The organism is Enterobacter sp. PTB (assembly GCF_051130085.1).
Classification (GTDB): domain Bacteria; phylum Pseudomonadota; class Gammaproteobacteria; order Enterobacterales; family Enterobacteriaceae; genus Enterobacter; species Enterobacter ludwigii.
The window spans coordinates 1-22,406 of record NZ_JBDKEE010000002.1 but is presented as its reverse complement, the minus strand read 5'-3'; the positions used below and the strand labels follow the sequence as shown (position 1 = coordinate 22,406).

Genomic DNA, 22,406 nt, shown 5'->3' with positions numbered 1-22,406 from the left:
GTTGATTTCCCTTCCACTGACGACGCGTCATTGATATTGCGACTGCGTCAGGGGATATCAACCCCTTTGTCTTACCGAACGTCAGAGAAATGACGCCCAGGTGATTGAGTTTTCGGGTATTTTTCTCACGCCTCATATGATTCGTGACGAATTACCGGTCGAATGTCAAGCAATTCTGTTGCCAGAATGACGAAAGCGCACACTCTACCTGATAAAATCCGTTACGCAACTTTATTAGCATGCAAAAGCAAATCACGCCAGCCAGGCTCCTGCGCCTTATCCCCTCAGATTACAGGGAAAATTTGCCCCCAAAGCGCCCTCGGCGTAGACTATTGTCACTGTTTAAGGAGTGGATTATGCACAATACGACCCAACCAATTGACCGAGTCTCTCTGCTTATCGAAGCAAACAAGCTTATCCGTGATCATGAAGATACTCTGGCGGGCATTGAAGCCACCGGCGTAGAACAGCGTAATGGCGTGCTGGTTTTCAGCGGCGAATACTTCCTTGACGAACAGGGGCTACCTACCCCGAAAAGCACCGCCGTGTTTAACATGTTTAAATACCTGGCGCATACGCTTTCAGAGAAATATCACCTGGTTGATTAATGCAAAACGCGAGGCCTGAGCCTCGCGTTTTTGTTTACAGCAACGGTTTTTGTCCGCGCTGTAGCCAGCGGAGCAACAGCCGATCGGCACTTTCTGCCGCACTGTTGGTAAAGCGATCGAGCAGACGCTTGCGCTGCGTAAAGCGCACGCCCACCAGCTCACGGCCATCCATCAGGTTCAACAGCAGGTCATCGCTGGTGCCCACTTCATCTACCAGTCCTTTCTCCTGGGCCTGGATACCGTACCAGTGCTCCCCCGTCGCGACCTGCTCAATATCGAGCGATGGGCGCATGCGGTGCACAAAGTCTTTAAAGAGGTGGTGCGTTTCATTGAGATCTTCACGGAATTTCTGACGCCCCTCTTCCGTGTTTTCCCCCAGCAGCGTCAGAGTGCGTTTGTACTGCCCGGCCGTGTGCAGTTCAATGTCGATCTCTTTGTTTTTGAGGAAGCGGTTAAAGTTAGGGATTTGCGCAACCACACCGATTGAACCAATAATAGAAAACGGTGCCGCCACAATTTTATCCGCGACGCAGGCCATCATGTAGCCACCGCTCGCCGCGACTTTATCCACCGCAACGGTCAGCGGGATCTGTTTTTCACGCAGGCGCTGCAGCTGTGACGCAGCCAGCCCGTAACCGTGTACCACACCGCCCGGGCTTTCAAGACGCACCACCACCTGATCCTGCGGTTTTGCCACGGCAAGAACGGCAGTGACCTCTTCGCGCAGAGAAGAAACTTCATGCGCATCCATGCTGCCTTTAAAGTCGAGCACATAGACGCGTGGCTTTGCCTCATCCTGCGGTGCATTGAGCTTGGCTTTCGCTTTTGCCGCTTTGGCTTCCTGTTTATGCTTTTTCTTCTGCGCTTTAAGCCACTGCTTCTGTTGATGGCTATCGAGCAGCGACAGAGACATATCTTCCTGCATCTCTTTATACTGCTCACTCAGGCGGGTAATGCGTAACTCCCCACGCTGACGCTTACGCTGCGTCAGGTTTACAATCAGAACGGCAATCACCGCAATGGCAATCACCACCGTTGCGATTTTGGCCAAAAACAACCCATACTGAGAAAGTAATTCCACGCGTTCCACCTTGTTTAACCACGATTCTTTCACGGCAGTGTACAACAGCCCTGCCCATGCGTCTCGCTCGTGACATTACCTCTGCGAGCCTGCTTCAGGAATCCCCTCATAGGGGTTTAAATATTTGCAAATTGTTAATTTTACAGTAATGCCTCCTGTAGACTGATTGAATTCTCATGCTAATTCGGGCATAAAGCCGAAAAGTCATAAAGAAGGCGTCATTGCGTCACTGCGCGCCAGAGGAGTCCCCGTGCATTATCAACCGCAAAAAAATCTGCTGCAAAATCGCATCATTCTGGTCACCGGTGCCAGCGACGGAATTGGTCGCGAGGCGGCCCTGACCTACGCTGACTATGGCGCGAGCGTTATTCTTATTGGTCGTAACGAAGATAAACTGAAAAGCGTCGCGCAGGAAATAGAGGCGGCAGGCGGCATTCCGGCCCCGTGGTATACCCTCGATTTACTCACCTGCACGCCAGCGGTGTGCCAGGAACTTGCTCACCGTATTAGCGCCCACTATCCGCGGCTGGACGGTGTCCTTCACAATGCGGGTTTGCTGGGAGAAGTCCGTCCTATGGATGAACAGGATCCCGATATCTGGCAGCAGGTGATGCAGGTCAACGTCAACGGCACGTTTTTCCTGACGCAGGCATTGCTTCCTTTATTACTTAAATCTGAGTCCGGCTCGCTGGTCTTTACCTCCTCAAGCGTAGGCCGCGAAGGTCGAGCCAACTGGGGGGCATATGCCGTCTCGAAATTCGCGACTGAAGGGATGATGCAGGTGCTGGCGGAAGAGTATCAAAGCCGCCATCTGCGCGTAAATTGCATTAACCCGGGAGGAACACGCACCAAAATGCGCGCCAGCGCCTTCCCGTCGGAAGACCCGCAGAAACTAAAAACACCCGCAGACATTATGCCGCTCTATCTCTGGCTGATGGGCGACGACAGCCGTCGTAAAACGGGGATGACCTTCGATGCCCAGCCGGGCCGTAAACCAGGGATTTCGCAATGAGTGAAGAACGTCATCAACAACGCCAGCAGCGTCTGAAGGAACAGGTCGATGCGCGCGTTGCGGCCGCACAGGACGAGCGCGGGATAATTATCGTCTTTACCGGTAACGGCAAAGGTAAAACTACCGCGGCATTTGGCACCGCCACGCGTGCTGTCGGTCACGGGCAGAAAGTGGGCGTCATTCAGTTCATCAAAGGCGAATGGCCGAACGGCGAACGTAATCTGCTTGAACCGCATGGCGTTGAATTTCAGGTGATGGCGACAGGTTTTACATGGGATACGCAGAACCGGGAAACCGATACTGCAGCTTGTCTTGCAGTCTGGGAGCACGCCAAAAGAATGCTGGCAGACCCCGCCCTGAATATGGTTTTGCTGGATGAGATAACCTATATGGTGGCCTACGACTATCTCCCGCTGGATGCGGTACTGGAGGCGTTACGACAACGCCCGGCGCACCAGACGGTTATCGTCACGGGGCGTGGCTGTCATCGGGAAATACTGGAGCTTGCTGATACTGTCAGCGAACTGCGTCCGGTCAAACACGCGTTTGACGCGGGAATCAAAGCGCAAATCGGTATTGATTACTAAGAAAAAAGCCCGGTGATATTCACCGGGCTTTTATGTTAACCGTTGTTGTTGCGGCTGCCAGAGCGGCGGTTGCTGCTCACCTGGCTATGGCGTTTCACCGCACGACGGATCTGATTCGCCTTCATACGACGACGATCTTTTTCCACCGCCACTTTAGAGGTGGTTTCTGGCGTCAGGCCAACCAGTTCACGCAGGTAGTTAGTCTGTGTCAGATCCAGCTCGGTATAACCACCCCGTGGCAGACCTTTTGGCAGCAGGATGTCGCCATAACGGACACGGATCAGACGGCTCACCTGCACACCTACCGCTTCCCAAAGACGACGCACTTCGCGGTTACGGCCTTCAGTCAGGGTAACGTTGTACCACTGGTTAATGCCTTCGCCACCGGTAAATTTGATGGTTTTAAATGCCGCAGGACCGTCTTCCAGCTGAACGCCGCGTGACAGATCGCGCAGTTTATTCTCATCAACCTGGCCGAAGACACGCACGGCGTATTCGCGTTCCACTTCACGGCTAGGGTGCATCAGACGGTTTGCCAGTTCACCATCAGTGGTAAACAGCAGCAGGCCGCAGGTATTCACGTCCAGACGCCCCACGGCAATCCAGCGAGCGCCGCGCAGTTTAGGCAGACGGTCAAACACCGTCGGGCGACCTTCAGGGTCGTTGCGCGTACACAGCTCGCCTTCTGGCTTGTAATACGCCAGCACGCGGCAGATCTGCTCAGCGGACTCTTTCACGGAAATAAGATGACCGTCGATGCGGATCTTCAATCCCGGTACGATTTCTACGCGGTCACCCAGCGTGGCGATTTTACCGTCCACACTCACGCGACCCGCTTCAATAATGGCTTCGATTTCACGGCGTGAACCGTGGCCGGCACGCGCCAGCACTTTCTGTAACTTCTCGCTCATTGAGCTTCCTCAGGTGTCGCCTTCACAGGCGTCGAATCAGGTCAAAAGAGGGCTCAGCCCTGCTTTGATGGCCGCGTAGTATATCTGCTTACACCCTTACAAGAAAGGCTTAACATCACCCACGCCTTCACGAATCACTTCTGGCGCATCTTCGGTTAAGTCAACAACGGTGGTTGGCTGCTGACCAAGGTAGCCGCCATGAATAATCAACTCGACCACCTTTTCCAGACGGTCTTTAATCTCTTCGGGATCGGATTCGGTGAACTCGCTGCCAGGCAACATTAAAGAGGTCGAAAGCATCGGCTCGCCGAGGGTTTCCAGCAGCGCCTGCGCAATCGGGTTGGACGGTACGCGCATCCCGATGGTTTTACGCTTTTCCTGTAACAGACGACGCGGCACTTCCTTGGTTCCTTTAAGAATAAAGGTGTAGTTGCCCGGTGTGTTATTTTTGATCAGACGAAACGCCACGTTATCGACATACGCGTAGGTCGACAGCTCAGAAAGATCGCGGCACATCAGGGTAAAGTTATGGCCGTCCGGCAGCTGACGAATGCGGCAAATGCGCTCCATCGCCCCTTTGTCTTCAATTTTACAGCCCAGCGCGTAGCCAGAATCGGTCGGGTAGACAATCACGCCGCCTTTGCGAACGATCTCCACGGCCTGATTAATTAAGCGTGGCTGCGGGTTATCCGGATGAATATAGAAAAACTGACTCATACTTCCCTCTCTTCAATTTTCTGCGGCTGTTCCCAGAGCTGCCAGACGGGTTCAACGCCTGCGGGCAACCAGAGCTTGCGTCCCAGCTCGATCCACGCACAGGGTTGATGGAAATCCGACCCTTGCGAACCCAGCAGACCGAACTGACGAGCGTAGGTCGCGAGCTGCGCACGCTCATTGGGCGCCTGCTGACACTGGGCGACTTCCATCGCCTCACCGCCACATTCGGCAAAGTGTGCCAGCAGTCTTTTCAGCCACTTAGCAGAAAGATTATACCGCCCCGGATGGGCGAGCACGGCCTTACCGCCAGAATGATGAATGACATCAATAGCTTGTTTTATTGTACACCACTGTGGCGGAACGTAACCGGTTTTCCCGCGTGCCAGATATTTTTTAAACACGTCCGCCATCGTTGTGGCTTTGCCCGCCTCAACCAGAAAACGGGCAAAATGGCCGCGCGTCACCGCCCCACCGTTTGCCAGTTTCTGTGCACCTTCCAGCGCTCCGGGAATATGCGCTTTTTCCAGTCGCTCACCAATCATTTCGGCGCGTTCGTTGCGGCGCGATTTTTGTTCTTGCAAAAACGCACGCATTGCCGGATGTTCAATATCGATATTGAGGCCAACAATGTGAATTTCGTGATTTTCCCAGACTGTCGAAATTTCGACGCCGGGCACCAGATTCAGCGCCAGTCCGCTGCGGGCAATTTCGGCGCGCGCCGCGGGAATAGCATCTGTCGTATCGTGATCGGTTATCGCCAGCGTGCCAACACGCATTTCAACGGCGCGATGAACCAGGGCTTCGGGTGTCAGCAGGCCATCAGAGGCCTGAGTATGGCTGTGTAAATCATAAATTACGGCGTAGGTGGTATCGCTCAAAGCACTTCCCATAGCAGGTTAAAGACATCCGAAACCCCTATGATAACGGCTTGGCGCGAAATTCTGAAATCAAGGGTTGACAACTTGCCATTGAACTAGTTAACTAGTACGCAAGTTCACACGAGAAAGGTATCTGAAAATGACAGCACATTTCACTCTGCACGGTTGGTGGCGCACATCCTGATTATCGGGCAGTGTCACACGTCTGCGAAATGCAAACAGATACCCAGCCCGCGACTAAGCGGGCTTTTTTTTGAACAGAATAAATGAGAACAACATAATGCAAACAGCCAAACCACACCTCGAATTGCTGACCTGCGAGGCGGTCTATCGCCACAACCCAACCGCGCTGTTTCATCAGGTCTGCGGTGCGCGTCCGGCAACGTTGCTGCTGGAATCCGCGGATATTGACAGTAAAGACGATCTTAAGAGCCTGCTGCTGGTCGACAGCGCATTGCGCATTACCGCGCTGGGTGACACTGTCACGATTAAGGCGCTCTCTGAGAACGGTGCCGCGTTGCTGCCACTGCTGGACGCCTCCCTGCCAGCGGGCATCGAGAATGAACGTCACCCGGAAGTGCGGGTACTGCATTTCCCGCCGGTCAGCCAACTGCTGGACGAAGATGCACGCCTCTGTTCTTTGTCAGTCTTCGATGCCTTCCGCCTGCTGCAAAACCTGGTCTCGGTACCAGAAGATGAACGCGAAGCGATGTTCTTTGGCGGGCTGTTTGCTTACGATCTGGTCGCCGGTTTCGAAGACCTGCCGGAAACCGAACAGGGCAACCGCTGCCCTGACTACTGCTTCTACCTGGCCGAAACCCTGCTGGTGATCGACCATCAGAAAAAATACACCCGTATTCAGGCGAGCCTGTTCACCCCATCCGTGACCGAGAAAACACGTCTTGAGCAGCGCATTGCTCAGCTGCAACAGCAAATGACCGAAGCGCCACCCGCACTGCCGGTTCAGCATGTAGAGAAGATGACCTGTGAGGTTAACCAGACCGACGATCAGTACGGTGCCGTGGTGCGTCAGATGCAAAAGGCGATTCGCGCCGGGGAAATTTTCCAGGTCGTCCCGTCCCGTCGTTTCTCACTGCCCTGCCCGTCGCCGCTGGCGGCCTATGACGTGCTCAAAAAGAGCAACCCAAGCCCGTATATGTTCTTTATGCAGGACAACGAGTTCACCCTGTTTGGTGCGTCACCGGAAAGCTCCCTGAAATACGACGCCACCAGCCGCCAGATCGAGATCTACCCGATTGCCGGTACACGTCCGCGCGGGCGTCGCGCCGATGGCTCTCTGGATCGCGATCTCGACAGCCGTATCGAACTGGAAATGCGCACCGACCACAAAGAGCTCTCCGAGCACCTGATGCTGGTCGACCTGGCGCGTAACGATCTGGCCCGTATTTGTACTCCCGGCAGCCGCTATGTGGCTGACTTAACGAAAGTCGACCGTTACTCCTTCGTGATGCACCTGGTCTCCCGCGTGGTGGGTGAACTGCGCAACGACCTCGACGTGCTGCACGCCTATCGCGCCTGCATGAACATGGGCACCCTGAGCGGTGCGCCGAAAGTCCGTGCGATGCAGCTTATCGCCGCCGCCGAAGGGCGTCGTCGCGGCAGCTATGGCGGTGCGGTGGGTTATTTCACCGCACACGGTGACCTTGATACCTGCATCGTTATCCGCTCTGCCTATGTTGAAGACGGCATTGCCACCGTCCAGGCGGGCGCCGGGGTGGTTCTTGATTCTGTTCCGCAGTCTGAAGCTGACGAAACGCGCAATAAAGCTCGCGCGGTATTGCGCGCCATCGCTACCGCACACCATGCACAGGAGATTTTCTGATGGCTGACATTCTGCTGCTCGATAACATCGACTCCTTTACCTATAACCTGGCAGATCAGCTGCGTGCGAATGGTCACAACGTCGTTATCTATCGTAACCACGTGCCGGCGCAAACCCTGATTGAGCGTCTGGCAACCATGCAAAACCCGGTGCTGATGCTCTCTCCTGGCCCCGGCGCCCCCAGTGAAGCGGGCTGTATGCCTGAACTGCTGACCCGTATGCGCGGCAAGTTGCCTATTATCGGCATCTGCCTGGGGCATCAGGCGATTGTTGAAGCCTATGGCGGATACGTCGGTCAGGCGGGTGAAATCCTGCACGGTAAAGCCTCCAGCATTGAACATGACGGTCAGGCGATGTTTGCCGGGCTGCCGAATCCGCTGCCGGTGGCGCGCTACCACTCGCTGGTCGGCAGCAACATCCCGGCAGGCCTGACCATTAACGCCTCGTTCGAAGGCATGGTGATGGCCGTACGTCACGATACCGATCGTGTCTGTGGAATGCAGTTCCATCCGGAGTCAATCCTCACCTCTCACGGCGCGCGTCTGCTGGAACAGACCCTGGACTGGGCGCTGCAGAAACTGGAACAGACCAACACCCTGCAACCTGTTCTGGAAAAATTGTATCAGGCACAGACCCTGAGCCAGCAGGAGAGCCACCAGCTCTTCTCCGCCGTGGTTCGCGGTGAACTGAAGCCTGAACAACTGGCGGCCGCGCTGGTGAGCATGAAAGTTCGCGGTGAAAGCCCGCAGGAAATTGCCGGTGCGGCAACGGCGCTGCTGGAAAATGCCGCCCCGTTCCCGCGCCCGGACTACATGTTTGCGGATATCGTCGGTACCGGTGGTGATGGCAGCAACAGCATCAATATCTCCACCGCCAGCGCCTTCGTGGCGGCTGCCTGTGGTTTGAAAGTGGCGAAGCACGGTAACCGCAGCGTCTCAAGCCGGTCGGGATCGTCAGATCTGCTGGCCGCATTCGGCATCAACCTCGAGATGAACGCCGAACGTTCGCGTGAAGCCCTGGACGACCTGGGCGTCTGCTTCCTGTTTGCGCCGAAATATCACACCGGTTTCCGCCATGCGATGCCGGTTCGCCAGCAGCTTAAAACCCGCACGCTGTTTAACGTGCTCGGCCCGCTGATCAACCCGGCCCATCCGCCGCTGGCGCTGATTGGCGTCTACAGCCCGGAGCTGGTTCTGCCGATTGCAGAGACCCTGCGCGTGCTGGGTTATCAACGTGCCGCGGTGGTTCACAGCGGGGGAATGGATGAAGTGTCGCTGCATGCGCCAACGCTGGTGGCCGAACTTCGCGACGGTGAAATCCTGAGCTATCAGCTGGAGGCGAGCGACTTTGGTTTAACGCCTTACCATCAGGAAGCGCTGGCGGGCGGCACGCCTGAAGAAAACCGTGACATTCTGACGCGCTTATTACAAGGTAAAGGAGAGGTCGCCCACGAGGCCGCCGTGGCTGCCAACGTCGCGATGCTGATGCGTTTGCACGGCGAGGAAGACCTCAAAGCCAACGCACAAAAAGTTCTGAACGTACTGCGCTCAGGTGCAGCTTACGATCGCGTTACCGCACTTGCGGCAAGAGGGTAAAGAATGCAGACCGTTTTAGCGAAAATCGTTGCCGATAAGGCCATCTGGGTGGAAGCACGTAAAGCACAGCAGCCGCTGGCCAGCTTCCAGAATGACGTTGTCCCAAGCAGCCGTCGTTTCTATGATGCTCTGCAGGGCGCACGCACCGCGTTTATTCTTGAGTGCAAAAAAGCGTCCCCGTCGAAAGGCGTTATCCGTGACGATTTCGATCCGGCGCGAATTGCCGGTATCTACAAACATCATGCGTCAGCCATCTCCGTGCTGACGGATGAAAAGTATTTCCAGGGCAGCTTCGATTTCCTGCCCGTTGTCAGCGGGATCGCGCCACAACCGATCCTGTGCAAAGACTTTATTATCGACCCGTATCAGATCTGGCTGGCACGCTTTTACCAGGCCGATGCCTGCCTGCTGATGCTCTCAGTGCTGGATGACGAACAGTATCGCCAGCTCGCTGCGGTCGCGCACAGTCTGAACATGGGCGTGCTGACCGAAGTGAGCAACGAAGAGGAGCTGGAACGCGCCATTGCGCTGAAAGCCAAAGTGGTCGGCATCAACAACCGCGATCTGCGTGACCTGTCGATTGACCTGAACCGCACGCGCCAGCTGGCGCCGCGTCTGGGCTCTGGCGTCACCGTGATCAGTGAATCCGGTATTAACAGCTACGCTCAGGTCCGCGAACTGAGCCATTTCGCCAACGGTTTCCTGATTGGTTCTGCAATGATGGAACATGACGATCTCAATGCCGCGGTGCGCCGCGTACTGTTGGGTGAAAACAAAGTGTGCGGCTTAACCCGTGAAGAGGATGCCCTGGCCGCGTATGAAGCCGGTGCGATTTACGGCGGGCTGATTTTTGTCGCCTCCTCCCCGCGCGTGGTGACCGAAGCGCAGGCGCGTCAGGTGATGACGGCAGCGCCACTCAGTTATGTGGGGGTCTTTCGCAACGCGGATATCGCCGACGTGGTAGCAAAAGCCGAAGCGTTATCTCTGCATGCGGTACAGCTTCATGGCAACGAAGATCAGGCCTATATCGATGCCCTGCGCAGCGCACTGGCACCTCAGGTGCAAATCTGGAAAGCGCAGAGCGTGGGCGACAGGTTGCCTGAGCGGAACCTGAATCATGTTGATAAATACGTACTCGATAACGGCCAGGGCGGCACGGGACAGCGTTTTGACTGGTCCCTGTTGCACGGCGAAGTGCTGGACAATGTTTTGCTGGCGGGTGGACTTAGCCCGGATAACTGCGTGGAAGCCGCCAAAGCGGGCTGCGCGGGCCTCGATTTCAATTCAGGCGTAGAGTCGCAACCGGGCATCAAAGATGCCAGTAAGCTGGCCTCGGTATTTAAAACTCTGCGTGCATATTAAGGAAGAGAAGATGACGACATTACTAAACCCCTATTTTGGTGAGTTCGGCGGGATGTACGTCCCGCAAATCCTGATGCCCGCCCTGCGCCAGCTGGAAGAAGCGTTCGTGAGCGCGCAGAAAGATCCGGCGTTTCAGGCTGAGTTTACCGACCTGCTGAAAAACTACGCCGGCCGTCCAACGGCCCTGACGAAATGCCGTAACCTGACCGAAGGCACCAAAACCACGCTGTATCTTAAGCGTGAAGATTTGCTGCACGGCGGCGCGCATAAAACCAACCAGGTGTTGGGTCAGGCGCTGCTTGCAAAACGGATGGGTAAAACCGAAATCATCGCTGAAACTGGCGCAGGCCAGCACGGAGTGGCATCTGCCCTTGCCAGCGCCCTTCTCGGTCTGAAATGCCGCATTTACATGGGCGCAAAAGACGTTGAGCGCCAGTCGCCTAACGTATTCCGTATGCGTCTGATGGGCGCAGAAGTGATCCCGGTGCACAGCGGCTCCGCGACGCTGAAGGATGCGTGTAACGAAGCGCTGCGCGACTGGTCTGGCAGCTATGAAACCGCACACTATATGCTCGGCACCGCTGCAGGCCCGCACCCGTTCCCGACGATTGTGCGTGAATTCCAGCGCATGATTGGCGAAGAGACCAAAGCGCAGATCCTGGAAAAAGAGGGTCGCCTGCCGGATGCGGTGATCGCCTGCGTTGGCGGTGGCTCTAACGCTATCGGCATGTTCGCTGATTTCATCGACGAAACCAGCGTCGGGCTGATTGGCGTTGAACCTGCAGGCCACGGAATTGAAACCGGTGAGCACGGCGCACCGTTGAAACATGGTCGCGTCGGGATTTACTTCGGTATGAAAGCGCCGATGATGCAGACCGATGACGGCCAGATTGAAGAGTCATACTCTATCTCGGCAGGTCTGGATTTCCCTTCCGTTGGGCCTCAGCACGCCTTCCTGAACAGCACCGGTCGTGCGGACTACGTTTCCATTACCGATGACGAAGCCCTGGAGGCGTTTAAAACGCTCTGTCGCCACGAAGGGATCATTCCTGCCCTGGAGTCCTCTCACGCCCTGGCGCATGCGCTAAAAATGATGAAAGAGAACCCGGAAAAAGAGCAACTGCTGGTGGTTAACCTTTCCGGTCGCGGTGATAAAGACATCTTCACCGTTCACGATATTTTGAAAGCACGAGGGGAAATCTGATGGAACGCTACGATAACGCATTTGCAGCACTGAAATCTCGCCAGGAAGGCGCGTTCGTTCCCTTCGTGACGCTGGGTGATCCGGGTCCTGAGCAGTCGCTGAAAATTATCGACACCCTGATTGAGGCCGGTGCCGATGCGCTGGAACTGGGTATTCCGTTTTCCGATCCTCTGGCCGATGGCCCGACTATCCAGAACGCAACGCTGCGGGCATTCGCGGCCGGTGTCACCCTGGGGCAATGTTTTGAGATGCTGGCCGCTATCCGCCAGAAGCACCCGACCATTCCGATTGGCCTGTTGATGTATGCCAACCTGGTCTTCAGTCGCGGTATTGATACCTTTTATGCAGAATGCGCGCGCGTGGGCGTTGACTCGGTGCTGGTGGCAGACGTACCGGTTGAAGAATCTGCGCCGTTCCGCCAGGCGGCGATGCGCCATAATGTGGCACCTATCTTCATCTGCCCGCCAAACGCCGATGATGAACTGCTGCGCCAGATTGCCTCTTATGGTCGCGGGTATACCTACCTGCTCTCCCGTGCGGGTGTAACCGGCGCGGAGAACAAAGCGGCGCTGCCTCTGCATCATCTGGTCGAGAAGCTGGCTGAATACCACGCGGCCCCTCCGCTGCAGGGCTTTGGGATTTCATCTCCCGATCAGGTCACGGCGGCAATTAACGCTAACGCAGCCGGTGCAATCTCAGGCTCCGCTATCGTTAAAATCATTGAGAAGAACGTGGACAAGCCAGAGCAAATGCTGGCTGAGCTGAAAACGTTTGTGAGCGCAATGAAAGCGGCAACGCGTAAAGCGTAACCTCTCCACCGTCTGGCTCCCCGCCAGACGGTGTTTCTGCCGATCAGTTATCCGGGTTCATCGTAAGCACTATCCGGTAGCGCGCCTTTCCCTGCCGTAACCTGTCGAGCGCCTCATTTGCCTGTTCAAAGGGCATCAGCTCTGTAACTGGCAGCGTCTGAAAGAGGTGGCTGAAACGCAGCGCGCGTTCGGTTTGCGACGGGGTGCTGACAAATGAACCGGTCAGGGTGCGTTCCGCGCCAATCATCATACCCGGCATGACCTGCAACGGTGTGCGTCCGGCACCCAACAGGATCGCTTTTCCTCTGGGGGCCAGGGCTGGCAATAACGCTGAAACCGCGTCTGCATCCGGGGCAGTGGCCACAATAATCTCGACGCCGCCTTCCGCTCTCAACCGTTCCGCCGCGTTTTCCGTCTGCGCATCGATATAGTGATGGGCGCCCAGCTGTAAAGCGTCATGCGCCTTTTCACTGCCGCGCGCAATCACGATAACCTCAAACCCCATCCTACGGGCGTACTGAATCGCCATATGGCCTAAGCCACCAATACCGAGAATAACCACCCTGCCTCCCGCGCTGGCACCGGATTGACGCAACGCGTTAAAGGTTGCCGTACCGGCGCACAAGATCGGGGCCGCGTGAACGGAAGTGAGCGCTGAAGGAATGGCAATCAGCGCGGTATGTCGGATAACAACATACTCGGCGTAACCTCCGTCACAGCTCAGCCCCGGCGTTAGCTGATTTTCACACAGGTGAAAAAGCCCGTTACGGCAAGGCGGGCAATGCTGGCAATATCCCCCAAGACGCCCGACGCCCACGCGCTGACCGGTGTGCCAGATCCCGGGAACTGCATCTCCTTTCCGGGTAATGTGGCCCACAATTTCATGGCCCGGAATGCGCCCGGGCTGCCCCGCTTCCGGTACCTTCTCCGCATCCTGAAGATCGGCACCACAAACGCCGCATACCTCAATTTTGATCAGTACGTCCTCGGGCCCCGGCTCGGGCAACGGTCTGACGACCATTTCAAGCACGCCCGGCGAGGAAACCTGCATAGCAAGAAAAGTTTTATTCACGGTATCACCTGTGATGAGCGGTGTATTATGCGTTACGGCCAGCCATGACGCCGCCGTCAATGTCCCAGATTGCGCCGGTGACCCAGCCTGTCTTGTCAGAAAGCAGGAAGGCAACCGTTTCAGCCACATCGCCCGGCGTACCCACGCGGCCAATCGGATGGAAGCTGTCGAAGCTGTTCATCACCTCTTTTACATCGTCTTTCGGGATGAAGCCTTCATAAATTGGCGTGTGAACAACGGCCGGAGACACGGCATTGACGCGAATGCCTTTCCCGCCCAGCTCAATAGCCAGGTTTTTGGTCCATGCATGCAGGCCGGCTTTCGCCATGGAATATGCGGAAGACGGCGTGGCCCCGATGGCCTGCTGTGCCCACATAGAGCCGATATTGACGATGGAGCCTTTAATACCGGCATCAACCATATTGCGCACCACATCACGGGTGATGAAGAAGGTCGCGCGGTTGATGCTCATGTACATGTCGTAATCTGACGCTTCATGTTCAGTAAACGGTTTCGGGAAGAACACGCCAGCGGCATTGACCAGCAGGCTGATGTCTTTGTGTTCAGCATTGAGGGTATTCATCACGTGCTGCATACCCTCTTCTTTCATCAGGTCAGCCACGATGATGGATACCGGCCCGTCGACCGCCAGCGCCTGACGAGCCTGCTCCGCTTTGTCCTTGCGGTTCCCCACCAGCACCACGCTGCCACCGTTTTTCAGAACCCGCTTCGCCGTTTCGAAGCCCATACCGCTTGTACCACCGACCACTAACAGCTTTTTACCGGCAAAAGATGCGTTCATCGCTAACCTCTTTTAGAACATTTGGTTGTCATTGATGAAAAGCCTCGCTCCTCATCGTGTGCATCCAGAATGCCACCCTGCACCAGGGTTGACGACTGAGAAGAAATTGCGACACAGGAAAGAAAATCTTCTTCGCTCAGGTATACTGAAAGAAAGAATAAATCGGAGTACCTGCAATGCGTTCCCTGAACAGACTTAAATGGCTACATGCTTTTGAAGCGACCGCCCGTCACGGTAGCTTTACCGGTGCGGCACAAGAGCTTGGCGTGACGCCTGCCGCAGTAGGCCAGCTTGTTCGTTCGCTCGAAGACTGGGTTGGCCACCCGCTGCTTCGCCGTACGCGTTCGGGTAAGGAGCGTCTGACGCTGGTGGATGAGGCTCAGGATGCGCTGCAGGACATTACGCAGGGCCTGGACAAGCTGGAAAGCGGGTTAAACAAACTGCGCGGGCGTCGCGCACGTTCTGTCGTGGTCGTCACCGCCTCTCAGGTATTGATGATGAACTGGCTGATGGAGCGTCTTAACCGGTTCTCAGAAGCGCATGACACAATCGATCTGCGGCTTAACGTCACGGAAAAGCTGATGGACGTATCGCACGGCGAGGCGGATATCGGCATTCGCTGCGGACAGGGAGACTGGCCCGGCGTGAATAAAACCTGGCTGATGGATGAAGAGGCGGTGCTGGTCTGTAGCCCCCGCCTGGTGCCTCCGGAGAAAATTGCCTGTGGTGACTGGCTCGCCACGCAGAAGCTGATCCACGATGACACGCCGCACCCGGGCGCGAATTTTCCCTCATGGGACGACGTTCTCCGTACCGTCAATGCCCCTGGCGCGCTGGAAAGCAGGCTGCATATTAACTCCACCTCCGCGGTTATTCTCTCGGCCCTGAGCGGCCGGGGGGTGGCGATTGTGCGTCACGCGCTGGTGAAACAGCTGATTGAAACCGGGCAACTGGTTCAATTGCATCCAGACCATCGCTGGCCGTTAACATGGTCTTACTACCTGGTGACCCCGCAGCACACCGCCATGCGTGAAGAAGTAAAAATATTTCACGACTGGCTTCTTCATGACGTGGTCTCTGATAATCCATAACCCCCCCTTTTTTAAGCATCATGCGGCAAGGGTCATCGCGTACCGGCATGGTGCTTCTCTCTTCAGACGCCCGACATAGTTTTTCTTTTCTGCAACGCAAGATTAACTGATTTGTTGAAGATAACCGGCTTTCTCATAATCGCCCTCAACGAACGGTAAAGCAGACCGGTACCTTATCCGGCCGCCTTGCCTTAACCCTGAGCGAAGGAGAGAACGATGGCTTATCTGCAAATCAGCCTTGATATCAGTAATGAAAACCGTGCGGCAGCCGCCGGGGTCTACCAGCAATACAAAACCCCGTTCCTGACCACCATCGACGGTGCCACCTCTAAAGAACTGCTTGTTCGTGATGAGGACGTACAGGTCCTGCACGGATTTAAAACCGTGTCCCAGGCACAGGCGTATCTCAGCAGTCCGCTTTTCACCCAGGACGTCGTTGAAGCACTGAAACCGTATCTGAACAGCGCGCCTGAAATCCGCATTTACGACGTCCTGTAACGGGCATTTTCTGAAACCTACACGTACCGGAGCTATGAATGTTTTTAAACTGGAATGAATATCGCACCAGCCTGCTGGCCACCGTCGGGAAATTTGCCAGACTGCAGCCTGAATTTATGAAAGGCTTACAGCAGATGGATAAAGGGGCTTCTGAAAATCAGCACCTTGATCCCAAGACCCACGAACTGATTGCGCTGGCTGTTGCCGTTACCACTCGCTGTGATGGTTGCCTGGCGGTACATGTGGAAGCTGCGGTTAAGAAAGGCGCAACGCGTGAAGAGATAGCTGAAGCGCTTTCCGTTGCCATCAGTCTCAACGCCGGTGCTGCGTTAACCTATACCGCCCGGGCTCTGGATGTTTTTGACAACCTGCCAACAAAATAAACCTGCATACGGCACCGCCTGCGGTGCCGTTTAATGACTGACTATGATGTTACTGAATTCTGATTTTTCACAGCGAGCCATCATTAATCCTGATGACTACCGCTGGGTGCCTTCGCCGCAACCCGGTGTGGAGCGCGTCATGCTTGATCGCATTGGCCGAGAGCAGGCCCGCGCAACCAGCCTTGTCAGGTATGCCCCTGATTCTGTGTTTCCTGAGCACACCCACCCCGGCGGAGAAGAGATTCTGGTGCTGAGCGGTACCTTTACGGAAAACGGAACCGATTATCCGGCTGGCTGGTATCTGCGCAGCCCGGACGGCTCGTCGCATCGACCGTCCAGTCGTGACGGCACCACCCTTTTCGTTAAGCTGCGCCAGTTCACCGCCGAAGAACAGGAACCGGTCAGGATCAATACCAACGAGGCGAGTCGCTGGCACGGCCAGCCGCACAGACTCATTTGTCCCCTGTTCGCAAGCGTAGCGGAAACCACCCAGCTTCAGAGGATCGCACCGGGTGAACGACTCTTCTGCGCTCCGCTCGCCGGAGGAGCCGAGCTTCTGCTTCTCGAAGGGGAAATCAGCGCACCGGAAGGTCGTTACCCGAAAGGAAGCTGGCTCAGATTTCCTGAAGGCGATTTGCCGGCGCTGACGGCCGCCGCCTCTGGGGCACTTTTTTATCTTAAAACGGGACATCTCAGCCCGACCACACTGACCGGAGCGATACCATGAAAGGCAGCGTTATTATCATTGGTGCGGGTGTCAGCGGCCTGTATGCGGGCACACTGCTTGAAAAAGCGGGAGTGGATTACGTGATACTGGAAGCGAGGAAAAGAACCAGCGGTCGCGTGCTTTCAGGTCAGGCGTTAGCAAACACGCCTGATGGGGTTCATGTGGACATGGGCGCGACCTGGTTCTGGCCGGAAATTCAGCCAGACTTCGCACACCTGGTTCATCAACTTGGATTAACGCCTCTCCCTCAGGGGCGACCGGGGGATATGCTTTATGAACGCCAGACGACGTCCCCCGCGCAACGTTATCCTGCCTATGTGACATCACCGGAGTCGTTCAGGCTTCAGGGTGGAATGCAGACGCTGACGAGCGCATTAACACGCCAGATCCCGGCGCAGAAGATTAAGTCAGACCATCAGGTGGTTTCTATTTCCCGTCTCGGCGAGGGTGTGCAGGTCGCGACGCAGTCCGAAACGGGCGAAGGCTCACTTTTCTCCGGTGAACACGTTTTCCTCGCCCTGCCTCCCGCGCTGGCAGCAAAAATGACGTTCGAGCCGGCATTGCCGGAGCAGGTACTTTCACACTGGCGTAAAACGCCAACCTGGATGGCGCCTCACGCAAAATATGTCGCCCTGTACCATGCCGACTTTTTGCAGTCACAGCATTTCTCCGGCGACGTAAGCAGCCGTGTGGGTCCGATGGTTGAAATTCACGATGTGTCAGAGCCCGATACCGGCAAAACGGCTATCTTTGGTTTTATTGGCGTACCGGCAAAATCGCGATGGACGGTGAGCGAGGCCGAACTCAAGCGACTGTGCCGGGAGCAACTGGTGCGACTCTTCGGAGAAGACGCGGCAGAGCCTGAAGCCGAGTGGATAAAAGACTGGGCCGCCGATCCGTTTACGACGACAGAATTTGACCTGCAGCAGGACGTCGGGCACGCACAGCCTCAACAGGTTCCGGCGCAGGAAGAATGGGCTGATAAATTAACCGGGATTGCCAGCGAATGGTCACCGCAATTTTCGGGTTATCTGGCCGGCGCAATTGACGCTGCTGCTGAAGGCGTTGGGCACTGGTTACGCCACGTTGCCAGACCCTGAGGCCTGTATCTGCCGATAACAAACATTTTGCTTCCCGGACCGGATTAATGAAATTTATTCATTTTTCTATTCTGATAACGCCTATTAACACGCGGTTTATTTCTGTTAAGAATAGTTGCCAATGACTGCAGACGAATGCCGGCTGGCGCAACGAACTCATACAGGAACACCCGATGAAGATAAAAATTATACTGAACGACAAGACGCTGACCGCAACGTTAAATAGCAGCCAAACCAGTCGTGACTTTATCGCACTGTTGCCCCTCACGCTGCAGCTGAAAGATTATGCCGGGGAAGAGAAAATCGGCGATCTTCCTCGCCGCCTGTCCACGGCCGGCGCACCTGCGGGTACCGCGGCCGCTAAGGGTGATATCACGCTATATGCCCCGTGGGGAAATCTGGCGATTTTCTATAAAGCACACGGATATGCGTCGGGATTAATTACGCTGGGGCAATTAGACGAACCGGATGCCTTGCCCGTATCACCTGCTGAATATACTGCCCGATTTGAGCTACTGACGGATAAGTAGACGCCCGAATATGTATTTCCGGCACAGCCGGTAAATCTCATCACAACACATTTATCCCCTTCTCTTTTTCCCGGTACCGGGTTTGCCGTTTCATTCACAACAGGAGAGTATGATGATCCGTTTCACCTCTGTAGCAGCATCACTATTGGTATTTGCAGGTATGTCCGCACACAGCGAAACCACCCCTTCAGCTCAAATGACCGTGTCTGAAACGGGCAGTCGCGCGACGATTGCCGAACCCGCTGACCACTTTACCGGACGTGCTTACATTGACCCCCTCTTCTCACCTGTCGCCCCGCAAAGAGCTGGCGCCGCGTATGTCACCTTCGTGCCCGGCGCACGTTCCGACTGGCATACCCATCCGCTTGGGCAAACACTGGTGGTCACGTCCGGGACGGGCTGGGTGCAGGAGTGGGGGCAGGAGCGAAAAACCGTGCACGCCGGGGATGTCATTCAATGCCCGCCAGGGGTTAAACACTGGCACGGCGCAACGGATAAAACCACGATGGTGCATATGGCCATTCAGGAATCGAATGAGCAGGGGCAAAACGTGAACTGGCTTGAAAAAGTCAGCGATGCGCAGTACCTGCAGGCGGGAGGGCATTAATGCTGAAAAGAACCGCCCTGCTTATCGTTTCACTCTTATTGATTAACGGATGTGTCTCCCAGACTACTCAAAACAGGAGTTCGACAATGAAACCGGAAGACTCACGGGACGCTGTAGCCCAGGTCGCGCCAGCAATGGCTGCCTATTCAGAACAGTTTATTGAAAAAGATCTCTGGAATCGCCCGGAACTGTCGCGACGCGATCGAAGCCTGGTGACGGTTGCAGCGCTGATCAGCCGCAATGATACGGCGGAACTTCCCCACTACCTCAACGTGGCGCTGGACAGCGGCGTAAAACCTGCGGAAATCTCAGAGACAATCACCCACCTGGCTTTTTACGCCGGCTGGCCGAACGCCACCTCTGCGGCGCTGATCGCGCGTCAGCTGTTTGCGCAACGCCATATCGATACCGCTTCCTTGCTAGGCGGAAAGGTGGATTTCCTGCCGCTGGATGAAGAGTCGGAAAACAAGCGTGCCACGCTGGTTGAATCAAACTTTGGCAAGGTCTCGCCGGGCGTAGTGAAATACACGACCGACGCGCTATTCCAGAACCTGTGGCTCAGGCCCGGACTGGCGCCTCGGGACAGAAGTCTGATCACGGTCAGTGCGTTGGTCACTGCCGGCCAGGTGGCCCAGGTTCCTTACCATCTCAACCGCGCCATGGACAATGGTTTAACCCGGACCCAGGCGTCCGAAGTCCTGACGCAACTGGCCTTTGTTGCGGGCTGGCCCAATGTTTTCTCGGCGATGCCGGTCTTTAAAGAGGTGTTTGCCGGCAGGGATAATGCCTGACATTTAGCCACGCAACTGTAAACGCCAGGCACCGGATGAGGGGCCTGGCTTTGCGTTGCTGACAAACGTCTCTCTTCAGGGATGTTTGTAATGGCGTAGCGCGTCGACCACCAGCTGGAATGCTTTCGATAGATTTCGGTTCTCGGGATAGTAAATATAATAGCCATCCCAGTAGAGGCACCAGTCGTCGAGCACGCTAATAAGCTCCCCACGGGCAATATGCTTTTCTGCGATATCACGCGGAACATGCGCCAGGCCGTACCCTTCCACTGCAGCCTGAAGGCACTGATAGATCCGGCTAAAGACCAGCTGGCCAGTGACTTTCACGTTCAGGCTTTTACCCTCTTTTTCAAATTCCCAGACGTATAAATTGCCATGCGTAGGAAACCGCAGGTTGATGCAGTTGTAATCAATCAGATCGTTAGGGTGCTGCGGCTGAGGATTGCGGGAAAAATAATCAGGTGAGCCGACCACGGCAAAACGGACATCCGGGCCAATACGCACGGAAATCATGCCGTTGGAGATCTGTTCCCCCAGACGGGTTCCTGCATCAAACCGCCCGGAAACAATATCCGTCAAGGCATAGTCATCAATCAGCTCCAGACTAATGTCAGGATATTCTTTAAGCAGCGGTTCCAGCTTCGGCCAGATAACAGACCCGATAGCATAATCTGACGTTGATATGCGCACCGTACCCGCGGGTTTGCTGTTGAGATCTTTCAGGGACTGCAAACGACCCTGAATACCATCGATGTAAGGCCCCAGGTCATCCAGCATGGACTGACCAATATCGGTTAACGCAATACTGCGCGTGGTGCGAGTCAGCAGTTTCATCCCCAGACGAGATTCGAGGGTACGCATAGTATGGCTCAGGGCTGACTGCGACACGCCTAATTGGGCCGCAGCTTTGGTGAAGCTTTTTTCGCGCGCAACGGTAATAAAAGCCATTAAGTCATTAAGATTTTCTCGTGCCAATCTGGGCCTCTGATATCCGGAAAAAAGGGGGGGCTGATTCATCCCAATACACTGTCTCTTCAGACGAAAAGCGTTCTGGCGGTATGGCGTTCATTATAAATGACGGCCGCCTGCGCTGTACGAGAAACAGTCTATCTAATTTATGAAAATTCCTCATTACTGCATTTTGATTTAGTCAGTTTTAACAACATCACATTTCCCGCAGAATACTTTTACACAACGTGAGACGTCTTCATTGCACGTGATTCCACGGTAAGAGGTATCAAATGGTTAAGTATGATTTTAGTGGCAAGGTGGCGCTGGTCACCGGCGCGGCTTCCGGTATGGGGCTCGCGACCGTCAGGGCATTTTGCGAATCTGGCGCAACGGTGGTGATGGCAGATATTCGCGAGGATGCGTTATCTCGCGAAGCGGATGCGCTACTGGCCGAAGGGTATACCGTTAAACCCGTCGTCTGCGACGTGACTGACGAAGAGCAGGTCAGACGCATGATCGAGAATGCAGTACAGGCGTTTGGTCAGCTCGACGCCGCCTATAACAACGCCGGTATTCAGAGCCCCATTGCAGAAACCGCAGATGCCAGCGGCGAAGAGTTTGATCGCGTCAACGCGATTAACCTGCGGGGTATCTGGAACTGCATGAAATATGAGCTGCAACAAATGCGCCGTCAGAAAAGTGGCGCTATCGTTAACTGTTCGTCTCTGGGCGGGCTGGTCGGCATTGCCGGGCGCGGCGTTTATCATGCGACAAAGCATGGCGTCCTCGGGCTGACCAAAAGCGCAGCACTGGAATATGCCGCGCGTGGAATACAGATCAACGCCGTTTGTCCCGGCATTATCCGCACGCCAATGGTCGAAAATATGCTGAACAGCGAGCCTGACGCAATGGCCGAGCTCATGAAGCTGCAGCCAATTGGTCGCCTGGGCGAGCCCGAAGAGATCGCGCGCGCCGTCTTATGGTTGTGCAGTTCCGATGCCAGTTTCGTCACCGGACAGGCTCTGGCAATTGATGGCGGTTATACGGTTCAGTAATCAGATGTCATTCTGGTTTATTCCCGACAGGGTGTAGACCAGCGTATTCAGCGATTTGAAAGAATAAAGACGATTACCACGGGTTCGTCGTGGTTCTGTTTATACTTTTGAATGGTGTCTAAACAGGGTGGAGGGACTGTAAGCGTAAAGCCACTGCCGCCTGTGATTCTGGTCCCGGGATCGTTAGGTTAG

The 22,406-nt window shown here is 55.4% G+C and carries 25 protein-coding genes and 1 other annotated feature; of the genes, 18 read left to right on the top strand and 7 right to left on the bottom strand.

Going from position 1 to position 22,406, the window contains the following annotated elements; genetic code table 11:
* Positions 1 to 356 precede the first annotated feature (356 nt).
* The gene (locus tag AAIR21_RS02260; RefSeq protein ID WP_020882438.1) at positions 357 to 608 is read left to right on the top strand and encodes a YciN family protein; all 252 of its coding nucleotides are present in this window, start codon (positions 357 to 359) and stop codon (positions 606 to 608) included.
* Between the two features lie 34 nt (positions 609 to 642).
* Here AAIR21_RS02260 and sohB read toward each other — a convergent pair whose 3' ends face one another.
* A complete protein-coding gene (sohB, locus tag AAIR21_RS02255) occupies positions 643 to 1,689 on the bottom strand; it encodes a protease SohB (RefSeq protein ID WP_020882437.1) in 1,047 nt (348 codons plus the stop codon).
* A 250-nt stretch (positions 1,690 to 1,939) separates the two neighbouring features.
* Here sohB and AAIR21_RS02250 point away from each other — a divergent pair, with 250 nt between their 5' ends.
* Together AAIR21_RS02250 and cobO are read left to right on the top strand one after the other, a co-directional pair.
* Positions 1,940 to 2,701: a YciK family oxidoreductase gene (locus AAIR21_RS02250; protein WP_181240683.1), complete on the top strand. Its 762-nt coding sequence runs from the start codon at positions 1,940 to 1,942 to the stop codon at positions 2,699 to 2,701.
* The gene (gene cobO, locus AAIR21_RS02245; protein WP_183516290.1) at positions 2,698 to 3,288 is read left to right on the top strand and encodes a cob(I)yrinic acid a,c-diamide adenosyltransferase; all 591 of its coding nucleotides are present in this window, start codon (positions 2,698 to 2,700) and stop codon (positions 3,286 to 3,288) included. The genes AAIR21_RS02250 and cobO overlap by 4 nt, the downstream gene beginning before the upstream one ends.
* Before the next feature lie 35 nt (positions 3,289 to 3,323).
* Here the strand turns inward: cobO and rluB are convergent, their stop codons facing one another.
* The 3 genes from rluB to rnm form a co-directional block, all read right to left on the bottom strand.
* Positions 3,324 to 4,199: a 23S rRNA pseudouridine(2605) synthase RluB gene (gene rluB / locus AAIR21_RS02240; RefSeq protein ID WP_008502809.1), complete on the bottom strand. Its 876-nt coding sequence runs from the start codon at positions 4,197 to 4,199 to the stop codon at positions 3,324 to 3,326.
* 96 nt (positions 4,200 to 4,295) lie between these two features.
* Entirely contained in the window at positions 4,296 to 4,916 is a 621-nt protein-coding gene (locus tag AAIR21_RS02235; RefSeq protein WP_003856793.1) for an L-threonylcarbamoyladenylate synthase, read from the bottom strand.
* The gene (gene rnm / locus AAIR21_RS02230) at positions 4,913 to 5,806 is read right to left on the bottom strand and encodes an RNase RNM (RefSeq protein ID WP_020882434.1); all 894 of its coding nucleotides are present in this window, start codon (positions 5,804 to 5,806) and stop codon (positions 4,913 to 4,915) included. Before rnm ends, AAIR21_RS02235 begins: the two co-directional genes overlap by 4 nt.
* A gap of 127 nt (positions 5,807 to 5,933) precedes the next feature.
* On the opposite strand from rnm, the gene trpL reads away from it, so the two are divergent.
* The 6 genes from trpL to trpA all read left to right on the top strand — a co-directional run bounded on the left by trpL (position 5,934) and on the right by trpA (position 12,607).
* The gene (gene trpL, locus AAIR21_RS02225; protein ID WP_106993556.1) at positions 5,934 to 5,978 is read left to right on the top strand and encodes a trp operon leader peptide; all 45 of its coding nucleotides are present in this window, start codon (positions 5,934 to 5,936) and stop codon (positions 5,976 to 5,978) included.
* Positions 5,955 to 6,049: a sequence feature (Trp leader region), on the top strand. (Overlaps the previous gene by 24 nt.)
* A 25-nt stretch (positions 6,050 to 6,074) precedes the next feature.
* Complete coding sequence (locus AAIR21_RS02220) at positions 6,075 to 7,637, top strand: anthranilate synthase component 1 (RefSeq protein ID WP_025203978.1); 1,563 nt, start codon at positions 6,075 to 6,077, stop codon at positions 7,635 to 7,637.
* On the top strand, positions 7,637 to 9,232 hold the full coding sequence (trpD, locus tag AAIR21_RS02215; RefSeq protein ID WP_014170382.1) for a bifunctional anthranilate synthase glutamate amidotransferase component TrpG/anthranilate phosphoribosyltransferase TrpD: 1,596 nt from the start codon (positions 7,637 to 7,639) through the stop codon (positions 9,230 to 9,232). Before AAIR21_RS02220 ends, trpD begins: the two co-directional genes overlap by 1 nt.
* A gap of 3 nt (positions 9,233 to 9,235) precedes the next feature.
* Positions 9,236 to 10,594, top strand: coding sequence for a bifunctional indole-3-glycerol-phosphate synthase TrpC/phosphoribosylanthranilate isomerase TrpF (gene trpCF / locus AAIR21_RS02210; RefSeq protein ID WP_014170383.1), 1,359 nt, complete (start codon positions 9,236 to 9,238; stop codon positions 10,592 to 10,594).
* Positions 10,595 to 10,604: 10 nt separating this feature from the next.
* Positions 10,605 to 11,798: a tryptophan synthase subunit beta gene (gene trpB, locus AAIR21_RS02205; RefSeq protein ID WP_020882431.1), complete on the top strand. Its 1,194-nt coding sequence runs from the start codon at positions 10,605 to 10,607 to the stop codon at positions 11,796 to 11,798.
* On the top strand, positions 11,798 to 12,607 hold the full coding sequence (trpA, locus tag AAIR21_RS02200) for a tryptophan synthase subunit alpha (protein ID WP_185791161.1): 810 nt from the start codon (positions 11,798 to 11,800) through the stop codon (positions 12,605 to 12,607). The genes trpB and trpA overlap by 1 nt, the downstream gene beginning before the upstream one ends.
* Positions 12,608 to 12,650: 43 nt before the next feature.
* Here trpA and AAIR21_RS02195 read toward each other — a convergent pair whose 3' ends face one another.
* On the bottom strand, positions 12,651 to 13,658 hold the full coding sequence (locus AAIR21_RS02195; protein ID WP_194372993.1) for a zinc-binding dehydrogenase: 1,008 nt from the start codon (positions 13,656 to 13,658) through the stop codon (positions 12,651 to 12,653).
* Between the two features lie 46 nt (positions 13,659 to 13,704).
* Positions 13,705 to 14,481 carry an SDR family NAD(P)-dependent oxidoreductase gene (locus tag AAIR21_RS02190; RefSeq protein ID WP_014170387.1) on the bottom strand — a complete coding sequence of 259 codons (777 nt, stop codon included), beginning with the start codon at positions 14,479 to 14,481 and terminating at the stop codon, positions 13,705 to 13,707.
* Between the two features lie 176 nt (positions 14,482 to 14,657).
* Here AAIR21_RS02190 and AAIR21_RS02185 point away from each other — a divergent pair, with 176 nt between their 5' ends.
* The 8 genes from AAIR21_RS02185 to AAIR21_RS02150 all read left to right on the top strand — a co-directional run bounded on the left by AAIR21_RS02185 (position 14,658) and on the right by AAIR21_RS02150 (position 20,208).
* Positions 14,658 to 15,572 (top strand): LysR substrate-binding domain-containing protein, encoded by a 915-nt coding sequence (locus AAIR21_RS02185; RefSeq protein WP_434679834.1) that lies wholly within the window; start codon positions 14,658 to 14,660, stop codon positions 15,570 to 15,572.
* 216 nt (positions 15,573 to 15,788) lie between these two features.
* Positions 15,789 to 16,070: a hypothetical protein gene (locus AAIR21_RS02180; RefSeq protein WP_014170391.1), complete on the top strand. Its 282-nt coding sequence runs from the start codon at positions 15,789 to 15,791 to the stop codon at positions 16,068 to 16,070.
* 38 nt (positions 16,071 to 16,108) lie between these two features.
* Positions 16,109 to 16,453, top strand: coding sequence for a carboxymuconolactone decarboxylase family protein (locus AAIR21_RS02175; protein WP_014170390.1), 345 nt, complete (start codon positions 16,109 to 16,111; stop codon positions 16,451 to 16,453).
* A gap of 43 nt (positions 16,454 to 16,496) precedes the next feature.
* Positions 16,497 to 17,180: a cupin domain-containing protein gene (locus AAIR21_RS02170; protein WP_199802822.1), complete on the top strand. Its 684-nt coding sequence runs from the start codon at positions 16,497 to 16,499 to the stop codon at positions 17,178 to 17,180.
* Positions 17,177 to 18,280 carry a flavin monoamine oxidase family protein gene (locus AAIR21_RS02165; protein ID WP_183516287.1) on the top strand — a complete coding sequence of 368 codons (1,104 nt, stop codon included), beginning with the start codon at positions 17,177 to 17,179 and terminating at the stop codon, positions 18,278 to 18,280. Before AAIR21_RS02170 ends, AAIR21_RS02165 begins: the two co-directional genes overlap by 4 nt.
* Before the next feature lie 173 nt (positions 18,281 to 18,453).
* Positions 18,454 to 18,810 (top strand): cyclophilin-like fold protein, encoded by a 357-nt coding sequence (locus AAIR21_RS02160; protein WP_020882425.1) that lies wholly within the window; start codon positions 18,454 to 18,456, stop codon positions 18,808 to 18,810.
* 109 nt (positions 18,811 to 18,919) lie between these two features.
* Positions 18,920 to 19,417, top strand: coding sequence for a (R)-mandelonitrile lyase (locus AAIR21_RS02155; RefSeq protein WP_228175334.1), 498 nt, complete (start codon positions 18,920 to 18,922; stop codon positions 19,415 to 19,417).
* Entirely contained in the window at positions 19,417 to 20,208 is a 792-nt protein-coding gene (locus AAIR21_RS02150; RefSeq protein WP_183516286.1) for a carboxymuconolactone decarboxylase family protein, read from the top strand. The genes AAIR21_RS02155 and AAIR21_RS02150 overlap by 1 nt, the downstream gene beginning before the upstream one ends.
* 75 nt (positions 20,209 to 20,283) lie before the next feature.
* Here AAIR21_RS02150 and AAIR21_RS02145 read toward each other — a convergent pair whose 3' ends face one another.
* Complete coding sequence (locus tag AAIR21_RS02145; protein ID WP_183516285.1) at positions 20,284 to 21,183, bottom strand: LysR family transcriptional regulator; 900 nt, start codon at positions 21,181 to 21,183, stop codon at positions 20,284 to 20,286.
* A 266-nt stretch (positions 21,184 to 21,449) separates the two neighbouring features.
* Between AAIR21_RS02145 and AAIR21_RS02140 the strand changes: the two genes are divergently transcribed.
* On the top strand, positions 21,450 to 22,214 hold the full coding sequence (locus AAIR21_RS02140; RefSeq protein ID WP_014170397.1) for an SDR family NAD(P)-dependent oxidoreductase: 765 nt from the start codon (positions 21,450 to 21,452) through the stop codon (positions 22,212 to 22,214).
* The last annotated feature ends 192 nt before the right edge of the window (positions 22,215 to 22,406 follow it).

Bases quoted from the DNA above. Each gene is read 5' to 3' on its own strand.
- AAIR21_RS02260 (WP_020882438.1), top strand. From the start codon at position 357: ATGCACAATACGACCCAACCAATTGACCGAGTCTCTCTGCTTATCGAA.
- cobO (WP_183516290.1), top strand. From the start codon at position 2,698: ATGAGTGAAGAACGTCATCAACAACGCCAGCAGCGTCTGAAGGAACAG.
- rluB (WP_008502809.1), bottom strand. From the start codon at position 4,199: ATGAGCGAGAAGTTACAGAAAGTGCTGGCGCGTGCCGGCCACGGTTCA.
- AAIR21_RS02235 (WP_003856793.1), bottom strand. From the start codon at position 4,916: ATGAGTCAGTTTTTCTATATTCATCCGGATAACCCGCAGCCACGCTTA.
- rnm (WP_020882434.1), bottom strand. From the start codon at position 5,806: ATGGGAAGTGCTTTGAGCGATACCACCTACGCCGTAATTTATGATTTA.
- AAIR21_RS02220 (WP_025203978.1), top strand. From the start codon at position 6,075: ATGCAAACAGCCAAACCACACCTCGAATTGCTGACCTGCGAGGCGGTC.
- trpD (WP_014170382.1), top strand. From the start codon at position 7,637: ATGGCTGACATTCTGCTGCTCGATAACATCGACTCCTTTACCTATAAC.
- trpCF (WP_014170383.1), top strand. From the start codon at position 9,236: ATGCAGACCGTTTTAGCGAAAATCGTTGCCGATAAGGCCATCTGGGTG.
- trpB (WP_020882431.1), top strand. From the start codon at position 10,605: ATGACGACATTACTAAACCCCTATTTTGGTGAGTTCGGCGGGATGTAC.
- trpA (WP_185791161.1), top strand. From the start codon at position 11,798: ATGGAACGCTACGATAACGCATTTGCAGCACTGAAATCTCGCCAGGAA.
- AAIR21_RS02195 (WP_194372993.1), bottom strand. From the start codon at position 13,658: ATGCAGGTTTCCTCGCCGGGCGTGCTTGAAATGGTCGTCAGACCGTTG.
- AAIR21_RS02190 (WP_014170387.1), bottom strand. From the start codon at position 14,481: ATGAACGCATCTTTTGCCGGTAAAAAGCTGTTAGTGGTCGGTGGTACA.
- AAIR21_RS02185 (WP_434679834.1), top strand. From the start codon at position 14,658: ATGCGTTCCCTGAACAGACTTAAATGGCTACATGCTTTTGAAGCGACC.
- AAIR21_RS02180 (WP_014170391.1), top strand. From the start codon at position 15,789: ATGGCTTATCTGCAAATCAGCCTTGATATCAGTAATGAAAACCGTGCG.
- AAIR21_RS02175 (WP_014170390.1), top strand. From the start codon at position 16,109: ATGTTTTTAAACTGGAATGAATATCGCACCAGCCTGCTGGCCACCGTC.
- AAIR21_RS02170 (WP_199802822.1), top strand. From the start codon at position 16,497: ATGATGTTACTGAATTCTGATTTTTCACAGCGAGCCATCATTAATCCT.
- AAIR21_RS02165 (WP_183516287.1), top strand. From the start codon at position 17,177: ATGAAAGGCAGCGTTATTATCATTGGTGCGGGTGTCAGCGGCCTGTAT.
- AAIR21_RS02160 (WP_020882425.1), top strand. From the start codon at position 18,454: ATGAAGATAAAAATTATACTGAACGACAAGACGCTGACCGCAACGTTA.
- AAIR21_RS02155 (WP_228175334.1), top strand. From the start codon at position 18,920: ATGATGATCCGTTTCACCTCTGTAGCAGCATCACTATTGGTATTTGCA.
- AAIR21_RS02150 (WP_183516286.1), top strand. From the start codon at position 19,417: ATGCTGAAAAGAACCGCCCTGCTTATCGTTTCACTCTTATTGATTAAC.
- AAIR21_RS02140 (WP_014170397.1), top strand. From the start codon at position 21,450: ATGGTTAAGTATGATTTTAGTGGCAAGGTGGCGCTGGTCACCGGCGCG.